Source organism: Nocardia acididurans (assembly GCF_016741815.1).
Lineage (GTDB): Bacteria > Actinomycetota > Actinomycetes > Mycobacteriales > Mycobacteriaceae > Nocardia > Nocardia acididurans.
The window spans coordinates 727,610-748,069 of sequence record NZ_JAERRJ010000001.1 but is presented as its reverse complement, the minus strand read 5'-3'; the positions used below and the strand labels follow the sequence as shown (position 1 = coordinate 748,069).

23 protein-coding genes, 4 tRNA genes and 1 pseudogene are annotated in these 20,460 nt (G+C 68.1%); 10 read left to right on the top strand and 18 right to left on the bottom strand.

The genetic code is table 11. The features are described from left to right. Positions 1-30: 30 nt before the first annotated feature. The 4 genes from JK358_RS03425 to JK358_RS03410 all read right to left on the bottom strand — a co-directional run bounded on the left by JK358_RS03425 (position 31) and on the right by JK358_RS03410 (position 2,332). A complete protein-coding gene (locus JK358_RS03425; protein WP_307817269.1) occupies positions 31-312 on the bottom strand; it encodes a WhiB family transcriptional regulator in 282 nt (93 codons plus the stop codon). Next, on the bottom strand, positions 309-1,640 hold the full coding sequence (locus JK358_RS40255) for a DUF3631 domain-containing protein (protein ID WP_307817268.1): 1,332 nt from the start codon (positions 1,638-1,640) through the stop codon (positions 309-311). The genes JK358_RS03425 and JK358_RS40255 overlap by 4 nt, the downstream gene beginning before the upstream one ends. Then, complete coding sequence (locus JK358_RS03415) at positions 1,637-2,011, bottom strand: hypothetical protein (RefSeq protein ID WP_201943372.1); 375 nt, start codon at positions 2,009-2,011, stop codon at positions 1,637-1,639. The genes JK358_RS40255 and JK358_RS03415 overlap by 4 nt, the downstream gene beginning before the upstream one ends. Positions 2,012-2,110: 99 nt before the next feature. After that, complete coding sequence (locus tag JK358_RS03410) at positions 2,111-2,332, bottom strand: helix-turn-helix transcriptional regulator (protein WP_201943370.1); 222 nt, start codon at positions 2,330-2,332, stop codon at positions 2,111-2,113. 109 nt (positions 2,333-2,441) lie between these two features. Here JK358_RS03410 and JK358_RS03405 point away from each other — a divergent pair, with 109 nt between their 5' ends. Next, on the top strand, positions 2,442-3,023 hold the full coding sequence (locus JK358_RS03405) for a hypothetical protein (protein WP_201943368.1): 582 nt from the start codon (positions 2,442-2,444) through the stop codon (positions 3,021-3,023). A 152-nt stretch (positions 3,024-3,175) separates the two neighbouring features. After that, positions 3,176-4,051, top strand: a pseudogene (locus JK358_RS40250) (tyrosine-type recombinase/integrase); the annotation flags it as partial. Between the two features lie 231 nt (positions 4,052-4,282). Here the strand turns inward: JK358_RS40250 and JK358_RS03395 are convergent. The 3 genes from JK358_RS03395 to JK358_RS03385 all read right to left on the bottom strand — a co-directional run bounded on the left by JK358_RS03395 (position 4,283) and on the right by JK358_RS03385 (position 5,472). Further along, positions 4,283-4,370: transfer RNA gene (locus tag JK358_RS03395), tRNA-Ser, on the bottom strand. A gap of 54 nt (positions 4,371-4,424) precedes the next feature. Further along, the gene (locus JK358_RS03390) at positions 4,425-4,928 is read right to left on the bottom strand and encodes a nucleoside deaminase (RefSeq protein ID WP_201943366.1); all 504 of its coding nucleotides are present in this window, start codon (positions 4,926-4,928) and stop codon (positions 4,425-4,427) included. Positions 4,929-4,932: 4 nt separating this feature from the next. Then, entirely contained in the window at positions 4,933-5,472 is a 540-nt protein-coding gene (locus tag JK358_RS03385; protein WP_201943364.1) for a tRNA adenosine deaminase-associated protein, read from the bottom strand. A 58-nt stretch (positions 5,473-5,530) separates the two neighbouring features. Between JK358_RS03385 and JK358_RS03380 the strand changes: the two genes are divergently transcribed. Further along, positions 5,531-6,481: a prephenate dehydrogenase gene (locus JK358_RS03380; protein WP_201943362.1), complete on the top strand. Its 951-nt coding sequence runs from the start codon at positions 5,531-5,533 to the stop codon at positions 6,479-6,481. Positions 6,482-6,583: 102 nt separating this feature from the next. Here the strand turns inward: JK358_RS03380 and JK358_RS03375 are convergent, their stop codons facing one another. Beyond that, a complete protein-coding gene (locus JK358_RS03375) occupies positions 6,584-7,186 on the bottom strand; it encodes a putative glycolipid-binding domain-containing protein (RefSeq protein WP_307817266.1) in 603 nt (200 codons plus the stop codon). Between the two features lie 367 nt (positions 7,187-7,553). Between JK358_RS03375 and JK358_RS03370 the strand changes: the two genes are divergently transcribed. The 4 genes from JK358_RS03370 to JK358_RS03355 all read left to right on the top strand — a co-directional run bounded on the left by JK358_RS03370 (position 7,554) and on the right by JK358_RS03355 (position 10,853). Next, entirely contained in the window at positions 7,554-8,696 is a 1,143-nt protein-coding gene (locus JK358_RS03370; protein ID WP_201943825.1) for a DNA cytosine methyltransferase, read from the top strand. Positions 8,697-8,818: 122 nt separating this feature from the next. Next, complete coding sequence (locus JK358_RS03365) at positions 8,819-9,232, top strand: very short patch repair endonuclease (RefSeq protein WP_201943359.1); 414 nt, start codon at positions 8,819-8,821, stop codon at positions 9,230-9,232. Positions 9,233-9,384: 152 nt separating this feature from the next. Next, positions 9,385-10,116 (top strand): DUF998 domain-containing protein, encoded by a 732-nt coding sequence (locus tag JK358_RS03360; protein ID WP_201943356.1) that lies wholly within the window; start codon positions 9,385-9,387, stop codon positions 10,114-10,116. A 26-nt stretch (positions 10,117-10,142) separates the two neighbouring features. Then, complete coding sequence (locus JK358_RS03355) at positions 10,143-10,853, top strand: maleylpyruvate isomerase family mycothiol-dependent enzyme (protein ID WP_201943354.1); 711 nt, start codon at positions 10,143-10,145, stop codon at positions 10,851-10,853. 9 nt (positions 10,854-10,862) lie between these two features. Here JK358_RS03355 and JK358_RS03350 read toward each other — a convergent pair whose 3' ends face one another. The 4 genes from JK358_RS03350 to JK358_RS03335 all read right to left on the bottom strand — a co-directional run bounded on the left by JK358_RS03350 (position 10,863) and on the right by JK358_RS03335 (position 12,850). Continuing rightward, on the bottom strand, positions 10,863-11,597 hold the full coding sequence (locus JK358_RS03350) for a helix-turn-helix domain-containing protein (protein WP_201943352.1): 735 nt from the start codon (positions 11,595-11,597) through the stop codon (positions 10,863-10,865). A 274-nt stretch (positions 11,598-11,871) separates the two neighbouring features. Further along, positions 11,872-11,944 (bottom strand) — tRNA-Arg (locus JK358_RS03345). Between the two features lie 39 nt (positions 11,945-11,983). Then, positions 11,984-12,073, bottom strand: a tRNA-Ser gene (locus JK358_RS03340). An 87-nt stretch (positions 12,074-12,160) separates the two neighbouring features. After that, the gene (locus tag JK358_RS03335) at positions 12,161-12,850 is read right to left on the bottom strand and encodes a dienelactone hydrolase family protein (protein WP_201943351.1); all 690 of its coding nucleotides are present in this window, start codon (positions 12,848-12,850) and stop codon (positions 12,161-12,163) included. A 145-nt stretch (positions 12,851-12,995) separates the two neighbouring features. On the opposite strand from JK358_RS03335, the gene hisC reads away from it, so the two are divergent. Beyond that, on the top strand, positions 12,996-14,075 hold the full coding sequence (gene hisC, locus JK358_RS03330; protein WP_201943349.1) for a histidinol-phosphate transaminase: 1,080 nt from the start codon (positions 12,996-12,998) through the stop codon (positions 14,073-14,075). A 43-nt stretch (positions 14,076-14,118) separates the two neighbouring features. On the opposite strand, the gene JK358_RS03325 is transcribed toward hisC, so the two are convergent. The 5 genes from JK358_RS03325 to JK358_RS39830 form a co-directional block, all read right to left on the bottom strand. Further along, complete coding sequence (locus tag JK358_RS03325) at positions 14,119-15,177, bottom strand: alpha/beta hydrolase (protein ID WP_201943347.1); 1,059 nt, start codon at positions 15,175-15,177, stop codon at positions 14,119-14,121. 243 nt (positions 15,178-15,420) lie between these two features. Then, positions 15,421-15,508, bottom strand: a tRNA-Ser gene (locus tag JK358_RS03320). 58 nt (positions 15,509-15,566) lie between these two features. Beyond that, positions 15,567-16,031 carry a MarR family winged helix-turn-helix transcriptional regulator gene (locus JK358_RS03315; protein WP_232850591.1) on the bottom strand — a complete coding sequence of 155 codons (465 nt, stop codon included), beginning with the start codon at positions 16,029-16,031 and terminating at the stop codon, positions 15,567-15,569. A 34-nt stretch (positions 16,032-16,065) separates the two neighbouring features. Then, entirely contained in the window at positions 16,066-17,241 is a 1,176-nt protein-coding gene (locus JK358_RS03310; RefSeq protein ID WP_201943344.1) for an alpha-hydroxy-acid oxidizing protein, read from the bottom strand. A gap of 91 nt (positions 17,242-17,332) precedes the next feature. Then, entirely contained in the window at positions 17,333-17,461 is a 129-nt protein-coding gene (locus JK358_RS39830) for a hypothetical protein (RefSeq protein WP_269811711.1), read from the bottom strand. A gap of 118 nt (positions 17,462-17,579) precedes the next feature. On the opposite strand from JK358_RS39830, the gene JK358_RS03305 reads away from it, so the two are divergent. Then, entirely contained in the window at positions 17,580-18,566 is a 987-nt protein-coding gene (locus tag JK358_RS03305) for an NAD(P)H-quinone oxidoreductase (protein ID WP_201943342.1), read from the top strand. Here JK358_RS03305 and JK358_RS03300 read toward each other — a convergent pair. Next, positions 18,563-19,768, bottom strand: a complete 1,206-nt coding sequence (locus JK358_RS03300) for a cysteine desulfurase-like protein (protein ID WP_201943340.1) — start codon at positions 19,766-19,768, stop codon at positions 18,563-18,565. The two genes, JK358_RS03305 and JK358_RS03300, sit on opposite strands and share 4 nt — an antisense overlap. Positions 19,769-19,831: 63 nt before the next feature. Here JK358_RS03300 and JK358_RS03295 point away from each other — a divergent pair, with 63 nt between their 5' ends. Further along, positions 19,832-20,431 carry a bacterial proteasome activator family protein gene (locus tag JK358_RS03295; protein WP_201943339.1) on the top strand — a complete coding sequence of 200 codons (600 nt, stop codon included), beginning with the start codon at positions 19,832-19,834 and terminating at the stop codon, positions 20,429-20,431. Positions 20,432-20,460 lie beyond the last annotated feature (29 nt).

Here is a 20,460-nt window from a genome sequence, read left to right as displayed (position 1 = left end):
GTTCCCTTCTCTCATAGTTGCTTTCACGCGTCATGCCGCGCCTCGTCTCGGTCGGCCGGGCGATTCGGGCAGGTTCCGACCGCGCCCGGCCCACACGCCAACCGCTTTGCGCCCCAGCTCAACAGCCACGGTGTTGCACTCGGCGAGCACGGGGCAGCTCTGGCATATACGCCCGGCGGCGGCGAGCCGATACCGGCGGTCGTCGTCGTCCTCGCCCGACACCTCGGCGTCGAACAGCGGTGTCCGGCCCGAGCACGCCGCGCCGGTCAGTCGCTCATCGACCAGGGCACGTAGTTTCGACCCGGGGGTCACGCTGCACCGCCGTTTACCGACCGAAACCCGGGTGTGCGCGAAACATCCGAAACCGACGAAACTCTGTCGTATTCGAGCAGGTCAGCCGCATATTCGCCTGTTTCGCTCGGCTTCCCGGTTTCGCTCACGAACGAAACACGTTTCGCTTGCGAAACGCTGTGACCTGCAAGGTTTCCCGTGTTTCCCCCGTTTCGCACATATCCGGACAGGTAGCGCAGCCACGCCTGTTCTAGACCTTCCTCGGTCGCGATGGTGTAGCCCTTCGCGGTCGCGTTCCCCCGGCGAACCTGCCGGGACGACACCCCGTATTTCTTCAGCTCCCGCGCGAGCCATCGTTGGTTGATCGGCTTGCCGAACATGTCGGCCCACTCCGATTCCTCATCGGCCACGAGCCCGGCGACCACATCGACGGAGAACATTGCATCGGGTCGGCCGTTGCTCTCGAATACCGCGTGAACATCGGCGAGCAGCCGGATACCGCGCGACAGCTCCCCGGGGTCGGATCCCATCACGAAGTGCGTGCACGCCACACGCGCCAGCTCCGGCCACCGCCCGCCCGCCTCGTCGGCGATCGCAATCAACGCTTCCCACACTTCGGCAGGACGATCGACCACGCCCTCGGGCATTGGCGGCCGTGCTGCCTCGAGCGCCGCGATGTGCTCGTGAGCCCATTCCGCGATCCGCTCGCGCAGCTTGGCAACTTCGGCGTCGGCGTCACGTTCCCGGAACGGGGCAACCGTTTCCCCGGGCGCGCGTCGGCGCATGTGGATCGTGACCGAGCGTGTGGTGATCGTGGCGGGCATATTGCCCGCGATCCCCGCCAGGGCGACCGGCGCGAAGACAGGGAACTCCACCACCTTCATGTTCTTGGAGTCGCCCTCGCAGCGATCCACAGTCGCGCCCCGCTTGTATCCCGCGTTGAACAACGCGCGCAGGTCCTCGGCCTGCGGGTTGTTGCTGCGCCCGAACACCGCGTCGGCCTCGTCCTGCAACACTGTCGGCGGCAATCCCCCGGCGGCGGCAATCCTGCGGTACAGCGCCGCCGTCGTCGTGGACAGCGTGAGCTTGGCCGACCGGCACACCAGCGCCAGCAGCTCAAGCACGCGCGTCTTACCCGAGCCCGGCTCGGGAGAGTCCAGCACCAGGCGCGGCGTCACATAGAACGCCGGAACCGCCCAGGTGTGGACCACCCACAGCGCCAGCACCACCGAGCAATGCTCGGACGGGAACCGAACGTACTTGTCGAACCACACACGCAGGTCCTCGAGGATGCGCGCACCCTCGAGGGCTTCCACCTCGAGCGCGGTCGGTGACCGGAACGGCTTCACGCGATATCCCTCCTCTCGACCGGAACCAACGCGCATCCCAGGACGACGGCGGCGGCCCGCTCGATCCGGGCGCGCACATCGGCTAACGAATCGCCCCGGTCAATCGCCCATGCGACACCGGCGGCGAAATTCCGAATCCGTTCCAGTGCAACAGTTTCCGCGTCGATATCGGCGAGCATCCGCGTCGCCGCCGCCGGGTAGTACTCCCCTGGGGCGTATACGCGGCCGTCGCCGAAATCGTCGGCCAGGAGCTGATCCAGTTCGCGGGCGGCTCGGCGCCGTTCGCGTCGGCTCGCGATCTCGATTCGCTGCTCACGAGTACGGGCTTGCATGGCCGTTACCGGCTGCTCGGCGGTGGGTACGCTGTGCATCGTTGGGATTTCTTCCTGGTGGTTGGGGTTCTGACCGGCCCGGCGAGCGGTGGCAGCCGCTCCCGGGCCTATCTCGTGGGAGTCTTGGGTGATAGGCATTCATGCCGCCCCGGTCCGGTCGGCGGTGCTCTGCTGCAACCGATCGTTAACCCACTGCTCGATGTCCTCCCAGCGGTAACGGACCTGGCGACCGGTCACCTTGACGAACTTCGGACCACGCCCCGTGTAGCGCAACTGGGCACTCTGCCCGCGCGTCAGCCCTGCGTATTCGCAGAACTCCGAGTCGGTAGCGAGCTTCCGATCTCCCGCACCTCTTGTCATTCCAAGCTCCCTTCGGCTTCATGAGCCGCTCTTGCTAATGCGGCTCATTCATGAATACACCCGATCGAGCCACTCTTGCAAGGACGGCTCAGATAGCGTTCAATTCATCGTGACCGAGAACCAGCAACAGGAAGGCTTTGAGATGCCTGCAATAACGCGCCGACCAGAACACCCGGAACTCGGACGCGAGCGACGACAGCCGAACCATGACATCGCACCCGACCTCCTGGGCTATGAGTGGCTTGAGGTATCGAGCACAGAAGAGGACGGGTATCCGTACGACATCACAGCCACAGTCGAGCCCCAGGACAGCCGCTACGTCGTGACCAAAATGGTTGTCTCCCAACGCCCCGGCGGTATCCCGCTGCGACGAGGCGAACTGGCCAAAATATCGGTCGATCCATTCGTCTACACCGCCGCACACGAGACGGCGCGAGTAACAGGCCCCGACACGATGCAACCCGTTGCATCGTGGTTCGACCATGACACCGACGAACGCATCCGCGCTGGGCGCATCACCGACGAAGACCTTCCCCGGATAGCAGCCTTTTACCGCTGGGTGCGTCTCCAGAACGGCAAACCAACAACGGTGATCGCCGAAGAGTTCGGCGTCTCCCGCGCGACCGCAAAGCGTTGGGCCGCAAAGGCAGTCGAGGCCGGGTACCTCACCCAAGACGAGCGGAAGAGCTAGCCACAGTGGCAACCGTCGAACCCTACGAGACGAAGTCCGGCCTCCGCTACCGCGTCCGCTATCGCAAGCCGGACGGCAAGCAGACTGACAAGCGCGGATTCAGGCGCAAGCGCGACGCCGAGCAGTTCGCGAACACGGTCGAGGTCAAGAAGATGACTGGCGATTACGTCGCGCCATCACTGGGCCGCATTACCGTCGCCGAACTCGCTTCCGACTGGCTGAAGGAAAAGCGGGCGAGCGTCGCGCCCTCCAACTATCGAACGCTCGACTCCGCATGGCGCACACATGTCGAGCCGCGATGGGGTGGCGTCCGCATCGGCGACGTGACTCAGGATGCGGTGCGGGACTGGATAATTGACATGCGCTTGGCCGCCCAAGAACGGGCCGAGACCAAGGGTAAACCGGACATCAACGCTGGGGCGACAACGGTAATCCGCGCTTTCGGTGTCCTCGCGAGCATCCTCGATATGGCTGTCGAGACGAAGAAGCTTCTCCCGAAGAATCTGGCGCGCGGTAAGACCGTCTCCAAGGTGCTGCCGACGAAAACGAAAAAACGGCATGTCTACCTCAATGCTGCGGACGTGGCACGTCTCGCGAAAGAGTCTGGGCGACATCGGCTCTTGGTGCTCATGCTTGCGTACTGCGGCCTTCGCTGGGGCGAGCTGATCGCCCTACGGGTGCGCGACGTTGATCTCGTCCGGGGCCGTCTCACGGTGGCCGACAATGCGGTACAGCTCGGCGTCGATCATGCCGAGGGACCAACCAAGGGCAAGGAGATTCGCAGCGTCCCCGTTCCGAGGTTCGTCCTCACCGAGCTAGCGGCGCACATCAAGGGGCGCGCTCCCGATGCGCTGGTATTCCCGCACCCGGACGACGCGACCAAGTACCTACCACGCCCGAAGACCGTTGACGGTTGGTTCACGGGAGCAGTGAAACGGGCAGGGGTTCAGCCGATCACGCCGCACGACCTACGCCACACCTGCGCGTCGCTGGCGGTGTCGGCCGGAGCGAACGTGCTCGCGCTCGCGCGCTTGCTCGGCCACAAGGACGCGAAGGAGACGCTCAACACCTACTCCGATCTGTTCGACGAAGACCTCGACAAGGTCGCGAGCGCCATGGACAAGGCATACGCGCCGCTCACGCGTGGGCACGATGTGGGCACACCCGAGTGTGGGCAAAATGTGGGCACAGCGGCCGATCGCGCGTTCTGCGGCGAAGAAAAAAGCCCCTCACCTGCGCGAACAGGTGAGGGGCCGAAGCGGTGGCGGAGGGATTTGAACCCTCGGAGGGGGGTTACCCCTCACACGCTTTCGAGGCGTGCTCCTTAGGCCGCTCGGACACGCCACCGGTGGTGACTTTACCGGACGACCCTGGCGGAAACGAAATCGGCTGGAGAGGGGGTCAGGGGCGGTGGGATTTGAAGAAAGAGTCCAGGAGGGCGGCGCATTCGGGTTCGAGGACGCCGGCTCGGACTTGGGGGCGGTGGTTGAGACGTCGGTCACGGACTACGTCCCAGAGGGAGCCGACCGCGCCTGTTCTGGGTTCCCAGGCGCCGAAGATGATCTTCGAGACTCGGGACAGGACCAGGGCTCCGGCGCACATGGTGCAGGGTTCGAGGGTGACGGCGAGGGTGCAGCCTTCCAGCCGCCAGCCGTCGCCGTGGACGTGGGCCGCCTGGCGCAGGGCCAGGACTTCGGCGTGGGCGGTGGGGTCGCCGAGGGTTTCGCGGGCGTTGGCGGCGCGGGCCAGTTCGCGGCCGTCGGCGTCGAAGATCACCGCGCCTACGGGGACGTCGGAAGAACCCGCCAGGGAGGCGGCGGCGAGGGCTGCGCGCATCATGGCCTCGTCGGACTGCAGCGCCGCGCCTCCCGAGAGGGCGGCGCGGCGGGAATCGTCGGGGGTCATGAGGTCAGCGGGGGAGTTTGTCCAGGGTGGCGGAGAACTCGTTGGCGAAGCCCAGGCGCTGAGCGATCATGCCGAGTTGTTCGTCGGGGTAGAGGTCGACCTCGGCGAGGATGACGGCGAGGACCGGTTCGGGGAGGCCGAGGTCGGCCAGGACCGAGAGGTCGCCCTCTTCCCAGGGGTCCACCTCGTCGAGCTCGTCGGGGTCGATGTCGGGGATCTCGATATTGAGTTCCTCGAGGACGTCGGCTGCGATGTCGTAGTCGATGGCGGCGGTGGCGTCCGACAGGAGGATGCGGGAGCCGGTCGGGCCGGGGCGCAGGATGATGAAGAATTCGTCGTCGACGTCGAGCAGGCCGAAGACCGCGCCGGAACTTCGCAGGGCGCGCAATTCGTTCTCCGCCGCGGACAGACTGTGCAGTGCCGCCGACGTCAGCGGCGTCACCTTCCAGTTGGCTTCTTCGCGGACAACCGCCACTGCGAACCCTTCCACGTCGTCGTACTCGTCCGACGCCGCCCTGTTCGTGCTCGAGCGTTGTGCTGCCATGGGCGCAACGGTAGTCCGCTTCGGGGGAAATGTTGAACTCGTATGCGAATCTGGTCGAATGACGGGTCGTCCGAAACCAGCTGTGTGCGTCCTCGGTACCGGGTTGATCGGGGGGTCGGTGCTGCGCGCCGCCGCCGCGGCGGGCTACCAGGCCTGGGGGTACAACCGGTCCGAAGCCGGGGCGAAGGCCGCGCGCGCCGACGGCTACGACGTGATCAGCGACAGTGCCGAGGCGCTGGGGCGCGCCGCCGAGAAGGACGCGCTGATCGTGGTCGGCGTGCCGATGCCGGCGCTGAGCGCAGTCCTGTCCGATATCCGCACCTTCGCGCCGGACTGCGTGCTCACCGACGTGGTGAGCGTGAAGGCCCCCGTCGCCGAGGTCGTGCACCGGCACGAGCTGGGCAGGCATTTCGTGGGCGGGCATCCGATGGCGGGGACCAGTGAATCCGGTTGGGCCGCATCCACTCCCGACCTGTTCCAGGGCGCGGCCTGGGCGTTGAGCGTCGACGAGGGCGTGCACGCGGACCCGTGGCGGCGGGTGGCGCGGCTGGCCCTGGACTGCGGCGCGGTCGTGGTGCCGGTGCTCGATGCCGAGCACGATCGGGCCGTCGCGCGCATCTCGCATCTGCCGCATGTGCTGGCCGAAGCGCTGGCCGTCGCGGGCGCGGCGGGCGGGAACCTGGCCCTGGGCCTGGCCGCGGGGTCGTTCCGGGACGGCACCCGGGTGGCCGCCACCGCGCCGGATCTCGTGCGCGCCATCTGCGAACCGAATGCGGCCGCGCTGCTGGAGGTCTTGGAGGACACGCTGCGGGTGCTCGGCGATGCACGGGACACGCTGCGCGACAACGGCAGCATCGTCGATCTCGTCGAGGCGGGCCACGCGGCGCGCGTCGACTACGAGGACAACCGGCGGTGGGCGATCACCGATGTGCGCCCCGGCGACCATGATTGGCTCGCCCGGCTGGCCGAGGCGGGGCGGCGGGGCGGCGTCATCGAAGCACTGGACTGACAGCGGCTGCGCGGAACCCGCAACCCGTGGCGGCCGAGGCCGTGCCGGGCCTGCCTGAGCCGCGCCGTAGCGACCGAGCTCGCGCCGGCGGCGAAACCCGGCTCAGATGCGTTCGGCCAGACCCGGATAGTCGAGCACGAACCCGTCGTGGTCGACGACGACGGTCGCGCTGGAGACCGGCGACAGCACGTGGATGCCGTCCGCGCCGCTGCTGTAGGTGAGGCTGGCTTCCTGGACCAGCAGGTCCGGCAGCCGCACGTAGACGACCGGGACCTGCACCTCCTCGACGGCGTGCGCCAGGTCGTAGCGGCGGATGGGCAGCGTGTTGAAGAACGGGCTGAGCACCACGTCGACGTCGAGCGCGCCGCCGAAGGTGGAGCGCACGTGGGTGCCGCCGGCGTCGATCAGCCAGTAGTTCTCCTCGTCGCGGGCGATGGAGGCGTGGCGTTCGCCGGTGGCGAGGGTGCTGCGCAGGGACAGGCGGCGGGTGACGCCGTTCTCGTCGGTGACGAGGTCGTAGGAGGCGCTGAAGGCGGGGTGGTCTTCGCATTCCCCGGCGATGATGCGGCCGGCGGCGCGAATCCGGTTCCCGCTGAGTACGACTCGGGCCGATTCCATGCGGGACGCGTTGTGGGCGCGCCAGGTCAGGATCGACGGCCATTTCGGCGCTGCCGGTTTCGTGTCCTCGCTCCCGCTCTGCGTCACGTCTAATACCGTACGTGCAGCACCCACCCGGTTCGCGAATGCGCGGCGGTTGCGCTGGGAAGATCACGTGCAGGCTCCCGGAGCGAACGCGCGCCGGGCGGCCGCTGCGGCGCGCGCGGGCGGGCCGGTGAGCCCAGCCGGGCCGACCAGTCGGTCGGAAGTGCCTCGCCACCGTGTGGAATTCAGCTCTCCTACAGCTGAATTCGATTACTCTCGAAGGCGCTGACCTGCATAGACACGCCAGGCGCGCGGTCACGGCGGGCGTGGCGGGCGGTGTGGATCCCGATCTTCGCGCACCGACTCGAGTAACGTGCTCCAAGGCACTGGCGGGGATTCGGGTGAAAGGACAGCTGTGACGGGCGCGCGGATGGTCGGCCTGTTCGCCGGCATCGGCGGACTCGAGCTCGGGCTGGCGGCGCACGGCTTCCGCACCGAACTGCTGTGCGAGATCGACGCGGGTGCGCAGGCGGTGCTGGGCGCGCACTTCCCCGATGTGCCGCTGCACACGGATGTGACCAAGCTGCGGGCACTGCCGGGCGGCACCGAACTGGTGGCCGCCGGATTCCCGTGCCAGGACCTGTCGCAGGCCGGTCGCACAGCCGGAATCACCGGCCCGCGTTCGGGTTTGGTGGACGAGGTGTTCCGGCTCGTCAAACGCAAACGCGGCCCGCGCTGGCTGTTGATCGAGAATGTGCCGTTCATGCTGCAGCTGGGCGGCGGCGCGGCCATGCGGCACATCACCGCCGCGCTGGAAGAACTGGGATACATGTGGGCGTACCGGGTGGTCGACGCCCGCGCGTTCGGCCTGCCGCAGCGGCGTGAGCGGGTGCTCATGCTGGCCTCGCGCACCGATGATCCGCGCCCGGTGCTGTTCGGCGCCGATGCCGGGGAGCGGGTGGTCGGCGATCCGGCGCACGATCCGTGCGGCTTCTACTGGACCGAGGGCAATCGGGGCCTGGGCTGGGCGGTGAACGCGGTGCCGACGCTGAAGGGCGGTTCCGGTCTGGGCATCGCGAGCCCGCCCGCCGTGCGCCTGCCCTCCGGCGAGATCGTGACGCCCGGCATCACCGACGGCGAACGCCTGCAGGGCTTCGACCGGGATTGGACCACGCCTGCTCTCACCGTTCCCGGTATCAGGCACGGGCATCGCTGGAAGCTGGTCGGCAATGCGGTGAGTGTGCGCATGGCGACCTGGGCGGGCTCGCGTCTGGCGAACCCGTCCGACGACGATTTCCCGGAGGGCGAGCCGCACACGCGCCGCAGCTGGCCGACGGCCGCGTGGGGCCGCGACGGTGTGGTGTACCGAGTTCCGGTGTCCACCTGGCCGGTTCACGCGCCGTACGAGGATCTGCGCTGGTTCCTCGATGACTCACGGCTGCTGTCCGCCCGCGCCACCGCAGGTTTCCTGCGCCGCACGCAGATGGGTTCGCTGCGCTTCCCGGAGGGATTCCTCGACGATGTGGCGACGCATCTGAATCGAATGGGAGGATTCCCGCGCGAGGCGGCGTAGCGCGACAGGCGTTGCCTCGTGCCGGAATCAGCGCGCGCAGTCCTCGTGGATTCCGGCCGAGCGCATGCCGGAACGGCGGGCATGATGCGGGATCAGCCGAATGTGCGTGAGCAGGAGCCTCCATGGGTCGACCGACCACCGACGCGGCGACGAGCGCGCGGATGTCGCGGCAGAAGCGGGCCGGGACGGCGCCGGAGCTGGCCTTGCGGAAGGAACTGCATCGGCGTGGGGCGCGGTTCTTCGTGGATCGGGCTCCGCTGCGGGGTGTACGGCGGCGGGCCGACATCGTGTTCCCCCGCAAGAAGGTCGCCGTCTATGTGGACGGCTGTTTCTGGCACAGCTGTCCGGAACACGCGACGCATCCGAAGAACAACGCCCAGTGGTGGGCGGACAAGCTCGCCGGGAATGTGGCGCGCGATCGCGATACCGATGCGCGGTTGGCGGCGGCGGGGTGGACGGTGGTTCGGGTGTGGGAGCACGAGCGGGCGGATGCGGCCGCCGATCTGGTTCTGCGGGCATTGACGCCGCCCGCCTGAGGCCGACCTGCTGGTGATCGGCGCGGCGCTCGCGGCTGCCCTGTCCACTTCGTCCGATGGGTGACAATGGACATGGCCCGGACCGTCCGACCAGTCCGGTCCGAGTGCGGGCAGACCACGGGAGCGAGCCAGGCCAGCGAAAGCGAGCGGCGATGACGCCATCCGAGCAGACACCGGCAGTCCTCGACGAGCCGGCCGCCGTGCCCCGCAGACGTCGCGCGCTCCGCCTCGGGGTGGCCGCCCTGATCGCCCTCGCCGGCATCGTCTACTCGTCGTGGGTGCTGGAGTTCATCCTGCCGATCGACAGCGACCCCACCAACACCTTCCTGAGCCAGCTCGCCGAGCAGGGCGCGCCCTACCGCCTGGTCTTCATCACCGGCGACACCCTGTGCGGCACACTGGCGTTCATCGCGGGCATCGGCGGTCTGCTGCTGTTCTCCCGCCGCCGCTATTCGACGATCGCCTGGACGGCGCTGGCCTGTTTCGGCGCGGCCACCGTCGCGGACGCGAACTGGCCGCTGCAGGAGCCCGACCCGAACGCCCCGCCACAGGATTCCGGCCTGTTCCCGCAGCTGCATCAGGTGCACGCGCTGACCAGCACCCTGGCCGTGTTCTCCATCTTCATCGCGATGGTGGCGTTCACGGTGGCGGCGTTCAAGTACCGGCGCTGGCCGATCCTGCGCCACACCGGCCTGTGGATTCTCGTCATCGGTTCGGGCGTGACCGCGTGGATGCTGATCGCCGACAATCTGCCCGGCAACTACGGCCTCGGCATCGCCCAGCGCATCCAGGTCGGGGCCATGTCCCTGTGGCTGCTCGCGCTGGCTGTGCAAATAGCTGTGGCCGAACGGGATTCGGCCCAGGCCATATCATCCGACCTCTGACCGCTCCGCTCGGTAATGTCGCTTCCGTGACCAGCGACGCACCCACCGGGATCTCCGCGCAGCTCGACGCTGTCGCCGCGGCGACCGCACGCCTCCTCGACACCGTCACGGAACTGCGTGACGCCGATCTCGTAGAACCGTCCCTCCTGCCGGGGTGGACCCGGGGCCATGTGCTGGCCCATCTGTCCCGCAATGCCGACAGCCTGGTCAATCTGCTGCTGTGGGCGCGCACCGGTATCGAAACCCCGCAGTACGCAAGCCAATTCCTGCGGGAGGCCGATATCGAGGCCGGTGCGCCGCGGCCGCATCGCGAGCAGCTCGAGGATCTCACGGCGGCGTCGGAACGCTGGCTGGCGCTGGCCCGGGTGATGCCGGAGGATCGCTGGGCGGTCACCGTGCGCAACCGGCAGGGCGGGGAGATTCCGGCCGCCCGCGTCGTCTGGATGCGCTACCTGGAGGTCGAGATCCATCACACCGATCTGGCCACCGGTTACGCCCCGTCCCGGTGGCCCGCGGATTTCACCGATCAGCTGCTGGCGCAGGCGGTTTCGGACCGGGCCGCGCGCAACGGCACGGGCTTCACGGTGAAGGCCACCGATACCGGTTTCACCGCCTCCGCGGGCGATCCGGGCACGGTGGTCACCGGTCCGGCCGCGGCGCTGGCGGCCTGGCTGATCGGCCGCTCCCCCGGTACCGATCTGACCGGGGATCTCCCCGATCTCGGGGCCTGGAAGTAACCGTCCCGGCTAGCCGATACCGTCCCGCGGCGGGACGAGCCGGTAGGTGACCCACGGGCTGTACGGCACATGGGGTTTGTCGACTTTGATGCGCAGATCGCGGATCTGCCCGGTAACCGGATCGGCCACCCGGATGGCAGAGAGCACGGCATTCGTCGCCGGGTAGTCGGCGGCGTACATGCGCTCGAAATCCGGATGCGCCTTGCAGCGATCGACGATCTCGGTGATGGCGGACTCCGGCAGCGAGATGGGGCCGAGGATGCGCAGCATGTAGGCGTACATGTGCGCCACCAGTTCCCATTCCACGAGCAGGTCCGGCGCGCTCGGGTCGGTGAACAGGAAGGTGAGCAGGTTCGACTTCGCCTCCAGCCCGGGGAAGGCGTCGTTCCACGCGGTGTTGGTGCCGAGGATGTCGCATTCGGGCAGCGTGAGGTAGGCCGCCGGATAGGGCAGGTCCTCGAGGTCGGCGAGCGCGTCGACATCGGGCATGGCCGGGGACGGGCCGATGATGCGGTCCAGCGCGCCCGGGTACAGCGCGGCGATGATCCGTTCGCGATAGAGGTAGGAGATCCCGAGCGCGTCGAAGAGCGCGCCCACGAATTCCAGGCTGGGTATGAGTGAGCCCGCCTCGACCTTCTCGATCGCGGACTTGGACCACCCGGTCGCATTCGCCAGCTGCACCTGGGTCATCTTGAGTGCGTCGCGGCGTGCGCGCACGAATACGGCCAGTTGACCTTTCGCCATCGTTCACTACCTCGCTGTCGTACGAGTCACACCCGAAATGAGCGGATGTCTCACCTCTGGTGCGACTCAACCACATTGACTTTCCAGTCCCGAAAAATAGGGTTGACCAGGTACTGGAACCTTGCGCAGTAGACCGCCCCCAGGGGCCAACTCTCTCGCCAGGGGGTTGGTGCACTGGAGGGGAGCGCACCAACCCACCAGCACCATCGGTGGGTTGGTACGCAACACGAAACAGGCCCTCTCGCAGCGTGGCGAGAGGGCCTGGTTCGTATTGCGCGCCCGGAGAGACTCGAACTCCCAACCTTCTGATCCGTAGTCAGATGCTCTATCCGTTGAGCTACGGGCGCAGGGTGATTCAGTTGTGTACTGCCCGGCGAGCCGGGTAGTGGCGGAGGCGAGAGGATTTGAACCTCCGGTCCCCGTGAAGGGACAACTCATTAGCAGTGAGTCCCATTCGGCCGCTCTGGCACGCCTCCTGGTTGCCTTCTTTCGAGGGCGCCGGTCCTTTCGAACCGCCGGGACAGAAGATTACACAGCGGGTGACCAATAGGCAAAACGGCTGGTCAGCGTAGGTGGCTGTCGAACCATTCGAAGATCCGGGTTTGGGCGTCGACCACGTAGACATCGTCGAGGGCGGTCGGATCCCAGCCGGGATGGTCGGGGCGGTGGTGCAGTCCCGGGTAGGTGACGACGAGGGTGGCCACATCGGCGTGCGCGGCGGCGTCGCGCAGCCGGTCCACTTCGTCGGGCGGGGTCATCGGATCGTCCGCGCCGAAGAGGGCCAGCCAGGGCGCTTGCAGGCTGGGGGCTGCGGCGGTAAGCGCGAGCGCCTGTGGGGTGAGCGGGGATTCGAGGCCGGGGGCGGCGACGCTGACGGCCGCGCCGATGCGCCGGTTGGCGGCTACCAGGGCGGCGGCGGTGCCCGCGGAGTCGAAGCCGAGGACGCCGATGCAGTCGCCGAAGACGCCGCGGCCGGTGAGCCATTCGAAGCAGGCGTCGAAGTCGGCGTAGAGGTCGGCGCCGAAGACCTTGTCGGGGGCCGTGCCGTTGGCGCGATGGAAGAGGTCGGGGGCCAGGACGGTCCAGCCGTCCTCGGCGAGGGATCGCATGAGATCCAGCAATGGTTCGGTGAATTCCCGTGATTCGTGCAACACGACGATGCCGCCGCGGGTGTGGCCTTCGGGTTCGATCACGACGAGGGGGACGGTGGTCGTGTCCTGCACAGGTGCCAGTTCTCGGTAAACGCCCGACATGAAACCAGAGTAGTTGCGCTAGGTAAAGGCGGGATAAATCTTTTCGAGGGACTGGTTAGTCCGTTGTTTTTCCGGATCCGCTGGCGAGTTTTCGCCATCGGACACCGACGGGCAATCAGGTGGCGCGGGCACTTAGGGTAGAGGGGTGAGCGCGCACATCCGTCCGGACCTCGATGCCATCCCGGCCTACGTGGCCGGCAAGACCGCCCCCGGCGCGGTCAAACTCGCCAGCAACGAGACCACCTTCCCGCCGCTGCCGTCGGTGGCCAAGGCCATCGCCGAGGCGGCCGAGACGGTGAACCGGTATCCGGACAACGCCGCACTCGAATTGCGTACCGCCATCGCGGAATTCCACGGGGTCGGGGTGGAGAACGTGGCGGCGGGCTGCGGCAGCGTGGCCCTGTGCCAGGAGCTGGTGCAGATCACCTGTCTCGCGCCCACCGACGAGGTGCTGTTCGCGTGGCGGTCCTTCGAGGCGTACCCGATCGTGACGCGGGTCGCGGGGGCCACCGCCGTGCAGGTGCCGCTCGACGGTGAATTCGCGCACGATCTGGACGCTTTGGCGGCGGCGGTGACGCCGGATACGCGGGTCGTGTTCGTGTGCAATCCGAACAACCCGACCGGTACCGCGCACGGGGCCGCGGCACTCACCCGCTTCCTGGACGCGGTGCCGGCCGACGTGCTCGTCGTGCTGGACGAGGCGTACTTCGAATACCTGCGGCTGCCCGCGGACGACGCGCCCAATGGCGTGGAACTGGGCCGCAACCGCCCGAATGTGCTTGTGCTGCGCACCTTCTCGAAGGCGTACGGACTGGCCGGACTGCGTGTCGGTTACGCGGTGGGCGCGCCCGAGGTGATCACCGCGCTCATGAAGGTGCACATCCCGTTCAGCGTGAACAAGCTCGCGCAGGCGGCGGCCATCGCCTCCCTGGAGGCGCGGCACGAGCTGCTCGAACGCACGAACGCCGTTGTGGCCGAACGCAATCGCATGAACGACGCGCTGCGCGCCGCCGGTTACCGGGTGAGCGACAGCCACGCCAACTTCGTCTGGCTGCCGCTGGGCGAGCGGAGCGCCGAGTTCGGCCAGGCCAGTGCCGCCGCCGGAGTCATCGTGCGGCCCTACGGCACCGACGGCGTGCGGATCACCGCGGGCGATCCGCACGAGAACGACCAATTCCTGGCGTTCGCCACCGATCCCGCGACGGTGAGCCGCTTCGCCCGCTGAGCCCGCCCCCGTCCTTCCGACATGCTTGCGGGATGACGGGAGTTCAGCTCACTCCGAGAGCCGCCGCCAGGGTGGGCCAGGAGCGCGGCAGCTCCGCTGCCCAGTACGGCCAGGAATGCGTTCCGGTGGGCCGGAATTCGACCGCCGCCGGGATGTCCAGCTGTTGGAGGCGGATGGCGAGCTGACGTGTGCACATGTCCGCGCCGGCTTCGATGGGTCCGCCCGCGGCGATGGTGGTGCGCCAGTCGGGGTTGGCGGGGGTGTCGTGTTCGCCGGGGAGGCCGCTTCCGGTGGACAGGTAGATCGCCTTGCCGCGCAGGGCTTCCGCGCGGCGCAGGACGTCGTGGGCGGCCCATTCGGGGTCTTCCTCGGGGCCGAACATATTGTCGGGGTCGCCGCCGAAGGTGCCGACGACGGCGCGGGCCTGGGCCTGGCCGTAGTCGGAAGCCATTGCGTAGCAGCCACTGTGGGCGCCCACGGCGCGGTAGAGGTCCGGGTTGCGGGTGGCGAGCATCATGGCGGCCTCGGCGCCCATGGAGACGCCGGTGAGGGCATTGCTGCCGTTGCCGGCGAAGCGGGAGTCGATCAGGGGCGGCAGTTCGCGGGTGAGGAAGGTTTCCCAGCGGTTGGTGCCGAGTTTGGGGTCGGGCCGCTGCCAGTCGGTGTAGTAGCTGGCGGGGCCGCCGACGGTGAAGACGACGTTCACCGGTTTGTCGGCGAAGAAGTTCAGCGCGTCGCCCTTGATGATCCAGTCGTTGCCGTCGGCGGGGGCGGCGCGGCCGTCGAGCATGTAGACGGTGGGTCTGGGCCCGTCGCGGTGTGCGGGCACCAGCACCTGGACCTCGACGGTGCGTTCCATGGCGGGTGATTTGACCTGGACGCGCAGCAGCCGGTCGCTGATGTTCTCGACGCGGGAGATGGCGGCGTAGGCGGGCCGCACCCGGTCCAGCCCGGGGGGCGGCTCCTCGTTGGATCCGGAGTCGATGGGTGGGTCGGCGCGAGACCAGCCCGGCTCGGCGAGGACCGCACCCGTGAACAGGAGTGCGGTGGTGGTGGCGAAGGCGCCGGCCAGGCGACGCCGTGACGAACCGCGGCGAACCATGCCAGCCATGGTGCCAGAAGCCCGGCGGGCGATGAGATCCTTTGATGCGCGTCCCCCGCATCTGTGATCCGCCACACAGGGATTCGCGACCGGCCGGCTGGATATCCGAAGTCCGGCCGAAATCCTCACGGGCAGAACGAGAATGGCGCGAGGGAACGGTGTGCTGCCCAGATGCCTCGTCGCCCGCTGTGTTGACAGAAGTCGGAGCCGGTTGCGAAAACCGGCCCCGGCCTGCTTGTTCCCTGGCGGAAGCGGAGGGATTTGAACCCCCGGTCGCTCTCACGACGCCCGCTTTCAAGGCGGGTGCATTCGGCCGCTCTGCCACGCTTCCAGGGCTCTGATGTTAACAGTGCCCGATCGGCCGCCGACCCGCTCCGCCGGTTCGAGAGTCAGGCGCGGTAATCCCCAGCCTGATTGACGAGTTCGAGGGCCGCGGCGACGGCGGCGAGCTGGGCGGGGGTGAGCAGGTCGACGAAGTAGCGGCGGACGGCGGCGACGTGGCCGGGGGCGGCGGCGCGTAGTCGGCGCAGGCCCTCCTCAGTGAGCTGGGCGATGACGCCGCGGCCGTCGTCCTCGCAGGCGAGGCGGCGGACCATGCGCTCGGCCTCCATGCGGCGGATCTGATGGGTGAGGCGGCTGCGGGAGGAGAGGACGCCGTCGGCGAGGTCGCTCATGCGCAGGGAGCGGCCGGGGGCCTCGGAGAGTTTCACCAGGATGCGGTAGTCGGCGAAGGTGAGGTCGGCGTCGCGCTGCAGTTGCTTGTTGAGGTCGGCCATGAGCCGCTGCGAGCCGTCCATGTACGCCCGCCACGCACGTTGCTGCTCGGGAGTGAGCCACCTGGGTTCGGTGTTCATGTGCCCTCCGCTTCGCTTCCTGGTTCCGTAGCGCTCAGCGGAATGAGGAGAGCATGGTGCGGGACAGGTCGGCAACCCCCGTACAGCCCGAAAGTCCCATGGAGGCATCGAAATCCGCGAGCAGGGTGCGCAGGGCGTGGCGGGCGCCGTCGCGGCCGGCGAGGCCGAGGCCGTACGCCCAGGGGCGACCGTAGAGGACGGCCTTCGCGCCGAGGGACAGGGCGATCATGACGTCGGAGCCGGTGCGGATGCCGGAGTCGAAGAGCACTTCGGCGCGGTCGCCGACGGTGGCGACGATGGTGGGCAGGGCGTCGAGGGCGGCGACGGAGCCGTCCACCTGGCGGCCGCCGTGATTGCTGACGATGACCGCGTCCGCGCCCGCGTCGACCACCTGGCGGGCGTCGTCGGGGTGCAGCACGCCCTTCACGGCGACGGGCAGATCGGTCCAATCCCGTAGGCGCGCAATGTCGGCGGGCCGCAGCGCGTGATTGCCGAAGGTGCCGATCCAGGTGAGCACGGCCATGCGCAGCGCCTCCTCGCTCTCCTCGGGCGGGGTGGCGAGTTTGGCGCGGAAGACCGGATCGGAGAGGTAGTTGGCGATGCCCTTGCCCTGCAGGAACGGCAGGTGCGCGAGTTCCAGATCGCGGGGCCGCCAGCCCAGGGCGGGAGTGTCGGCGGTGACGACGATGGCCTTGGCCCCGGATTTCTCGGCGCGTTCCACGAAGGAGCGCGCGAGTTCGGGATCGTTGGGCCAGTACAGCTGATACCACCAGTCGCCCGCGACCGCGCCGACCTCTTCGATGGTGGAGGAGGCGGCGGTGGAGAGCACCATGCCGATGCCGAGTTCGCGGGTGACCTCGGCGACGACCTTCTCGCCGCGTTCGTGCAGCAGGCCGAGCACGCCGATGGGCGCGGTGAGGATGGGCGCGGCGAAGCGTGTGCCGAGGATTTCGAGCGAGAGATCCCGGGCTCCGGGCGCGCTCGTGCCGCGCAGCATGCGCGGCAGCAGCCGGTACTTCTCGAAGGCGGTGACATTGGCCGCCGCGGTGCGTTCCGCCGAGGCGCTGCCCGCCACGTAGGCGAAGGCCGCCGGGTCCAGCACTTCGGCGGCTCGCCGCTCCAGACCCGCCGCGGTCATCGGTAGCGCGGGGGTGACGCCTGCCAGACCGGACAGGTAGATCTCGTTCTGGAAGTCGGCGAAACTGCTCATTCCCGAAACGCTAGTGCTTTCAACCACTTCGCGTGGGGGGACGGATTTCTTTCTGACACCGAAAATTCCGGAAAATCTCCAGCGAACAGGGTCAGCGGCGGCGGGGTTCGGTGGCGCGCACGCGCACCAGGGTGCGCGGGGAGTGCTCGGCCACCGATGTCGAAATGGCCATGATCGTCATAATGCTCAAAGCGGCCAGGGTGACGACAATACCGATCATCGAAATGTCCTTTCTCGTGTCCGCTTCCCACCATGGCCGGAGAAGCTGACAGGATGCTGTGTCCCCGCACAGACCGGCCTGACAGTAATCGGTGCGGCGCGGACGTACGCTCGTTTTCATGTATGCGGTGACACTCGACGGTTTCGGCGGTCCCGAGGTCATGCGGTGGGAGCAGGTCCCGGACCTGCCCGCGCCCGGCCAGGGTGAGGTGTTGATCGAGGTGGCGGCGGCCGGAGTGAACCGCGCGGACCTGCTGCAGCGCCAGGGCTTCTATCCCCCGCCGCCGGGCGCGAGCGCGACCATCGGACTGGAGGTCTCCGGCGTGGTCGCGGAAGTCGGTGCGGGCGTTCGAGATTGGCGACCGGGCGACCGGGTGTGCGCGCTGCTGTCCGGCGGCGGCTATGCCGAGCGGGTGCTGGCGCCCGAATCGCAGGTGCTGCCGATTCCGGAGGGCGTGTCCGAGGCGGGCGCGGCGGCGCTGCCCGAGGTGGCGGCCACGGTCTGGTCCAACCTGGTGATGACGGCGGGTATGCACAGCGGGCATTTGCTGCTGATTCACGGCGGTGGCAGCGGCATCGGCACGCATGCCATCCAGATCGCCCGGGTACTGGGTGCGCGGGTGGCGGTGACCGCGGGTTCCGACTTCAAACTGCAGCGCTGCCGGGAATTGGGCGCGACGGTGCTGATCAATTACAACGAGCACGATTTCGTCACCACGCTGCACAGTGAATATCCGGGCGCGGACATCATTCTCGACAATATGGGCGCGAAGTACCTGGAACGCAATGTGGAGGCGCTCGCCGAGGACGGTCACCTGGTGATCATCGGCATGCAGGGCGGGGTGACGGCGGAGTTGAATATCGCTGCGCTGCTTGCCAAGCGGGGTTCCATCCACGCCACCAACCTGCGCCGCCGCCCGGAGCACGGGCCGGGGTCCAAGGCCGCGATCATCACCGAGCTGCGCCGGCACGTGTGGCCGCTGATCTCCGACGGCACCGTGCATCCGGTGGTGTCCGCGGAGCTGCCGATCGCCGAGGTGGCCCAGGCGCACAAGCTGCTGGACTCCCCGGAGACCGTCGGCAAGGTGGTGCTGCGAATCCGTTAGCTGTCCAGGGCCGCGAGCGCGCGGCCCAGCTGGTCGATCTCGAATTTCGTTGTGTAGGGCGCGAGTCCGATGGTGACCGCGCCGCCCTCGTCGTTCACGCCGAGCGCGTCGAGCAGGCGGCTGCCGCCGTGCGATCCGCTCAGCGTGCCGATGCGGGCGTCGGCGAGTTTGGCCGAGACCTTCTCGGCCTGCATACCGGAGATGGTGAAGCTCACGGTCGGGATGCGGGTGGAGGCGCGGCCGATGACCGTCAGGTTGGGGATGGTGTCGAGGACGGCCATGAGGTGCTCGAAGAGCTGATCGTGGTAGTCCTGCAGCGAGGTGATCGAGACCTCGAGGCGTTCCCGGCGGGTGCCGGTGGCGCGTTCGTCGAGCCCGGCGAGGTAGTCGATGGAGGTGGTGAGCCCGGCCAGCAGCGCGTACTGGTGGCCACCGACCTCGAGCCGTTCCGCACCCTTGGCGTAGGGGTTCAGCGACATGGACGGGATGCGGTCCAGGAAGGCGGGGTCGCGGAAGACGAGTGCGCCGATCTGCGGGCCGCCCCAGGCCGGGGCGCTCAGGGCGATCACGTCGGCGTTGAGTTCGTCGATGTCGATGAGCGCGTAGGGCGCGGCCCCGAAGCAGTCCGCGACCAGTAAACCGCCGACCTCGTGCACCCGGTCCGCGGCCACGCGCACCGCCGGTGCGGAACCGACGATCGGGGACGCGGCGGTCAGCGCGACCAGGCGGGCGGTGGGGCCGATGAGCTCCTCGAACTGCCAGGCCGGCATCTCGCAGGTCTCGATCTCCACTTCCGCCCAGCGCACATGTGCGCCATAGCGATTCGCGATGCGCAGCCAGGGCGCGACATTGGCTTCGTCATCCAGGCGCGACAGCACGATCCCGGTGCCCAGCCCCAACCGGGAACTCAGCGATTCGGCCAGCCAGGCCAGCAGTACCGCTCGGTCCGGGCCCAGTACGACGCCCGCCGGGTCGCCACCGACCAGATCGGCGACCGCCTCGCGGGCGGCCTCCAGGATCGCGGCGGAGCGCTTGGCCGCGCCGTGCCGGTTGGTGTGCGAGAAGGCGGAAGTACGGAATCCTGTTGATACGGCCCGTGATACCGAATCCGGGACCAGCATGCCCGCTTGCGGGTCGAGATGGATCCAGCCGTCGCCCAGGGACGGTATGAGGCCCCGCACCCTTGCGACGTCGTAAGTCATGCTGGCCACTCTAAGGCAGCGGCCGAGCGCGCGTAACGCTGGCTGTGAGACATGATGGTGTACATGACGGAATCGGATGGGGCACCGGAATCCATTGTCGTGATCGGTCCCGAGGGTAAGCCGCTGATCGTTCCCGCTGGGGCCCAGGCGGGAGCCGCGGGTGAGCCGTTCGCGCTCACCGGACAGGTTGTCGGCGAGGAAAACTCGGGCGAATCAGGCGAAAAAGAAGAATCGCTCGCAGATATGGTTGAACAACCCGCCAAGGTCATGCGTATCGGCACCATGATCAAGCAACTCCTCGAAGAGGTCCGGCACGCACCGCTGGACGACGCCTCCCGCACCAGACTGCGGGAAATCCACCGCACTTCCATCAGTGAACTCGAACAAGGTCTGGCCCCCGAACTTCGTGAAGAGTTGGAACGCCTGGCCCTGCCGTTCAGCGACGACACCATCCCGTCGGACGCCGAACTGCGCATCGCCCAGGCCCAGCTCGTCGGCTGGCTCGAAGGACTCTTCCACGGCATCCAGACCGCCCTGTTCGCACAGCAGATGGCGGCCCGCGCCCAACTCGAGCAGATGCGTCACGCCCTCCCGCCGGGCGCGAGCGTCGTCGACCCGCGAGGACAACAGGGCGGCTCCGCAGGAAGTGGCCAGTACCTCTAATTACCCGAGCTCAAAGTTCGCGACCCGCC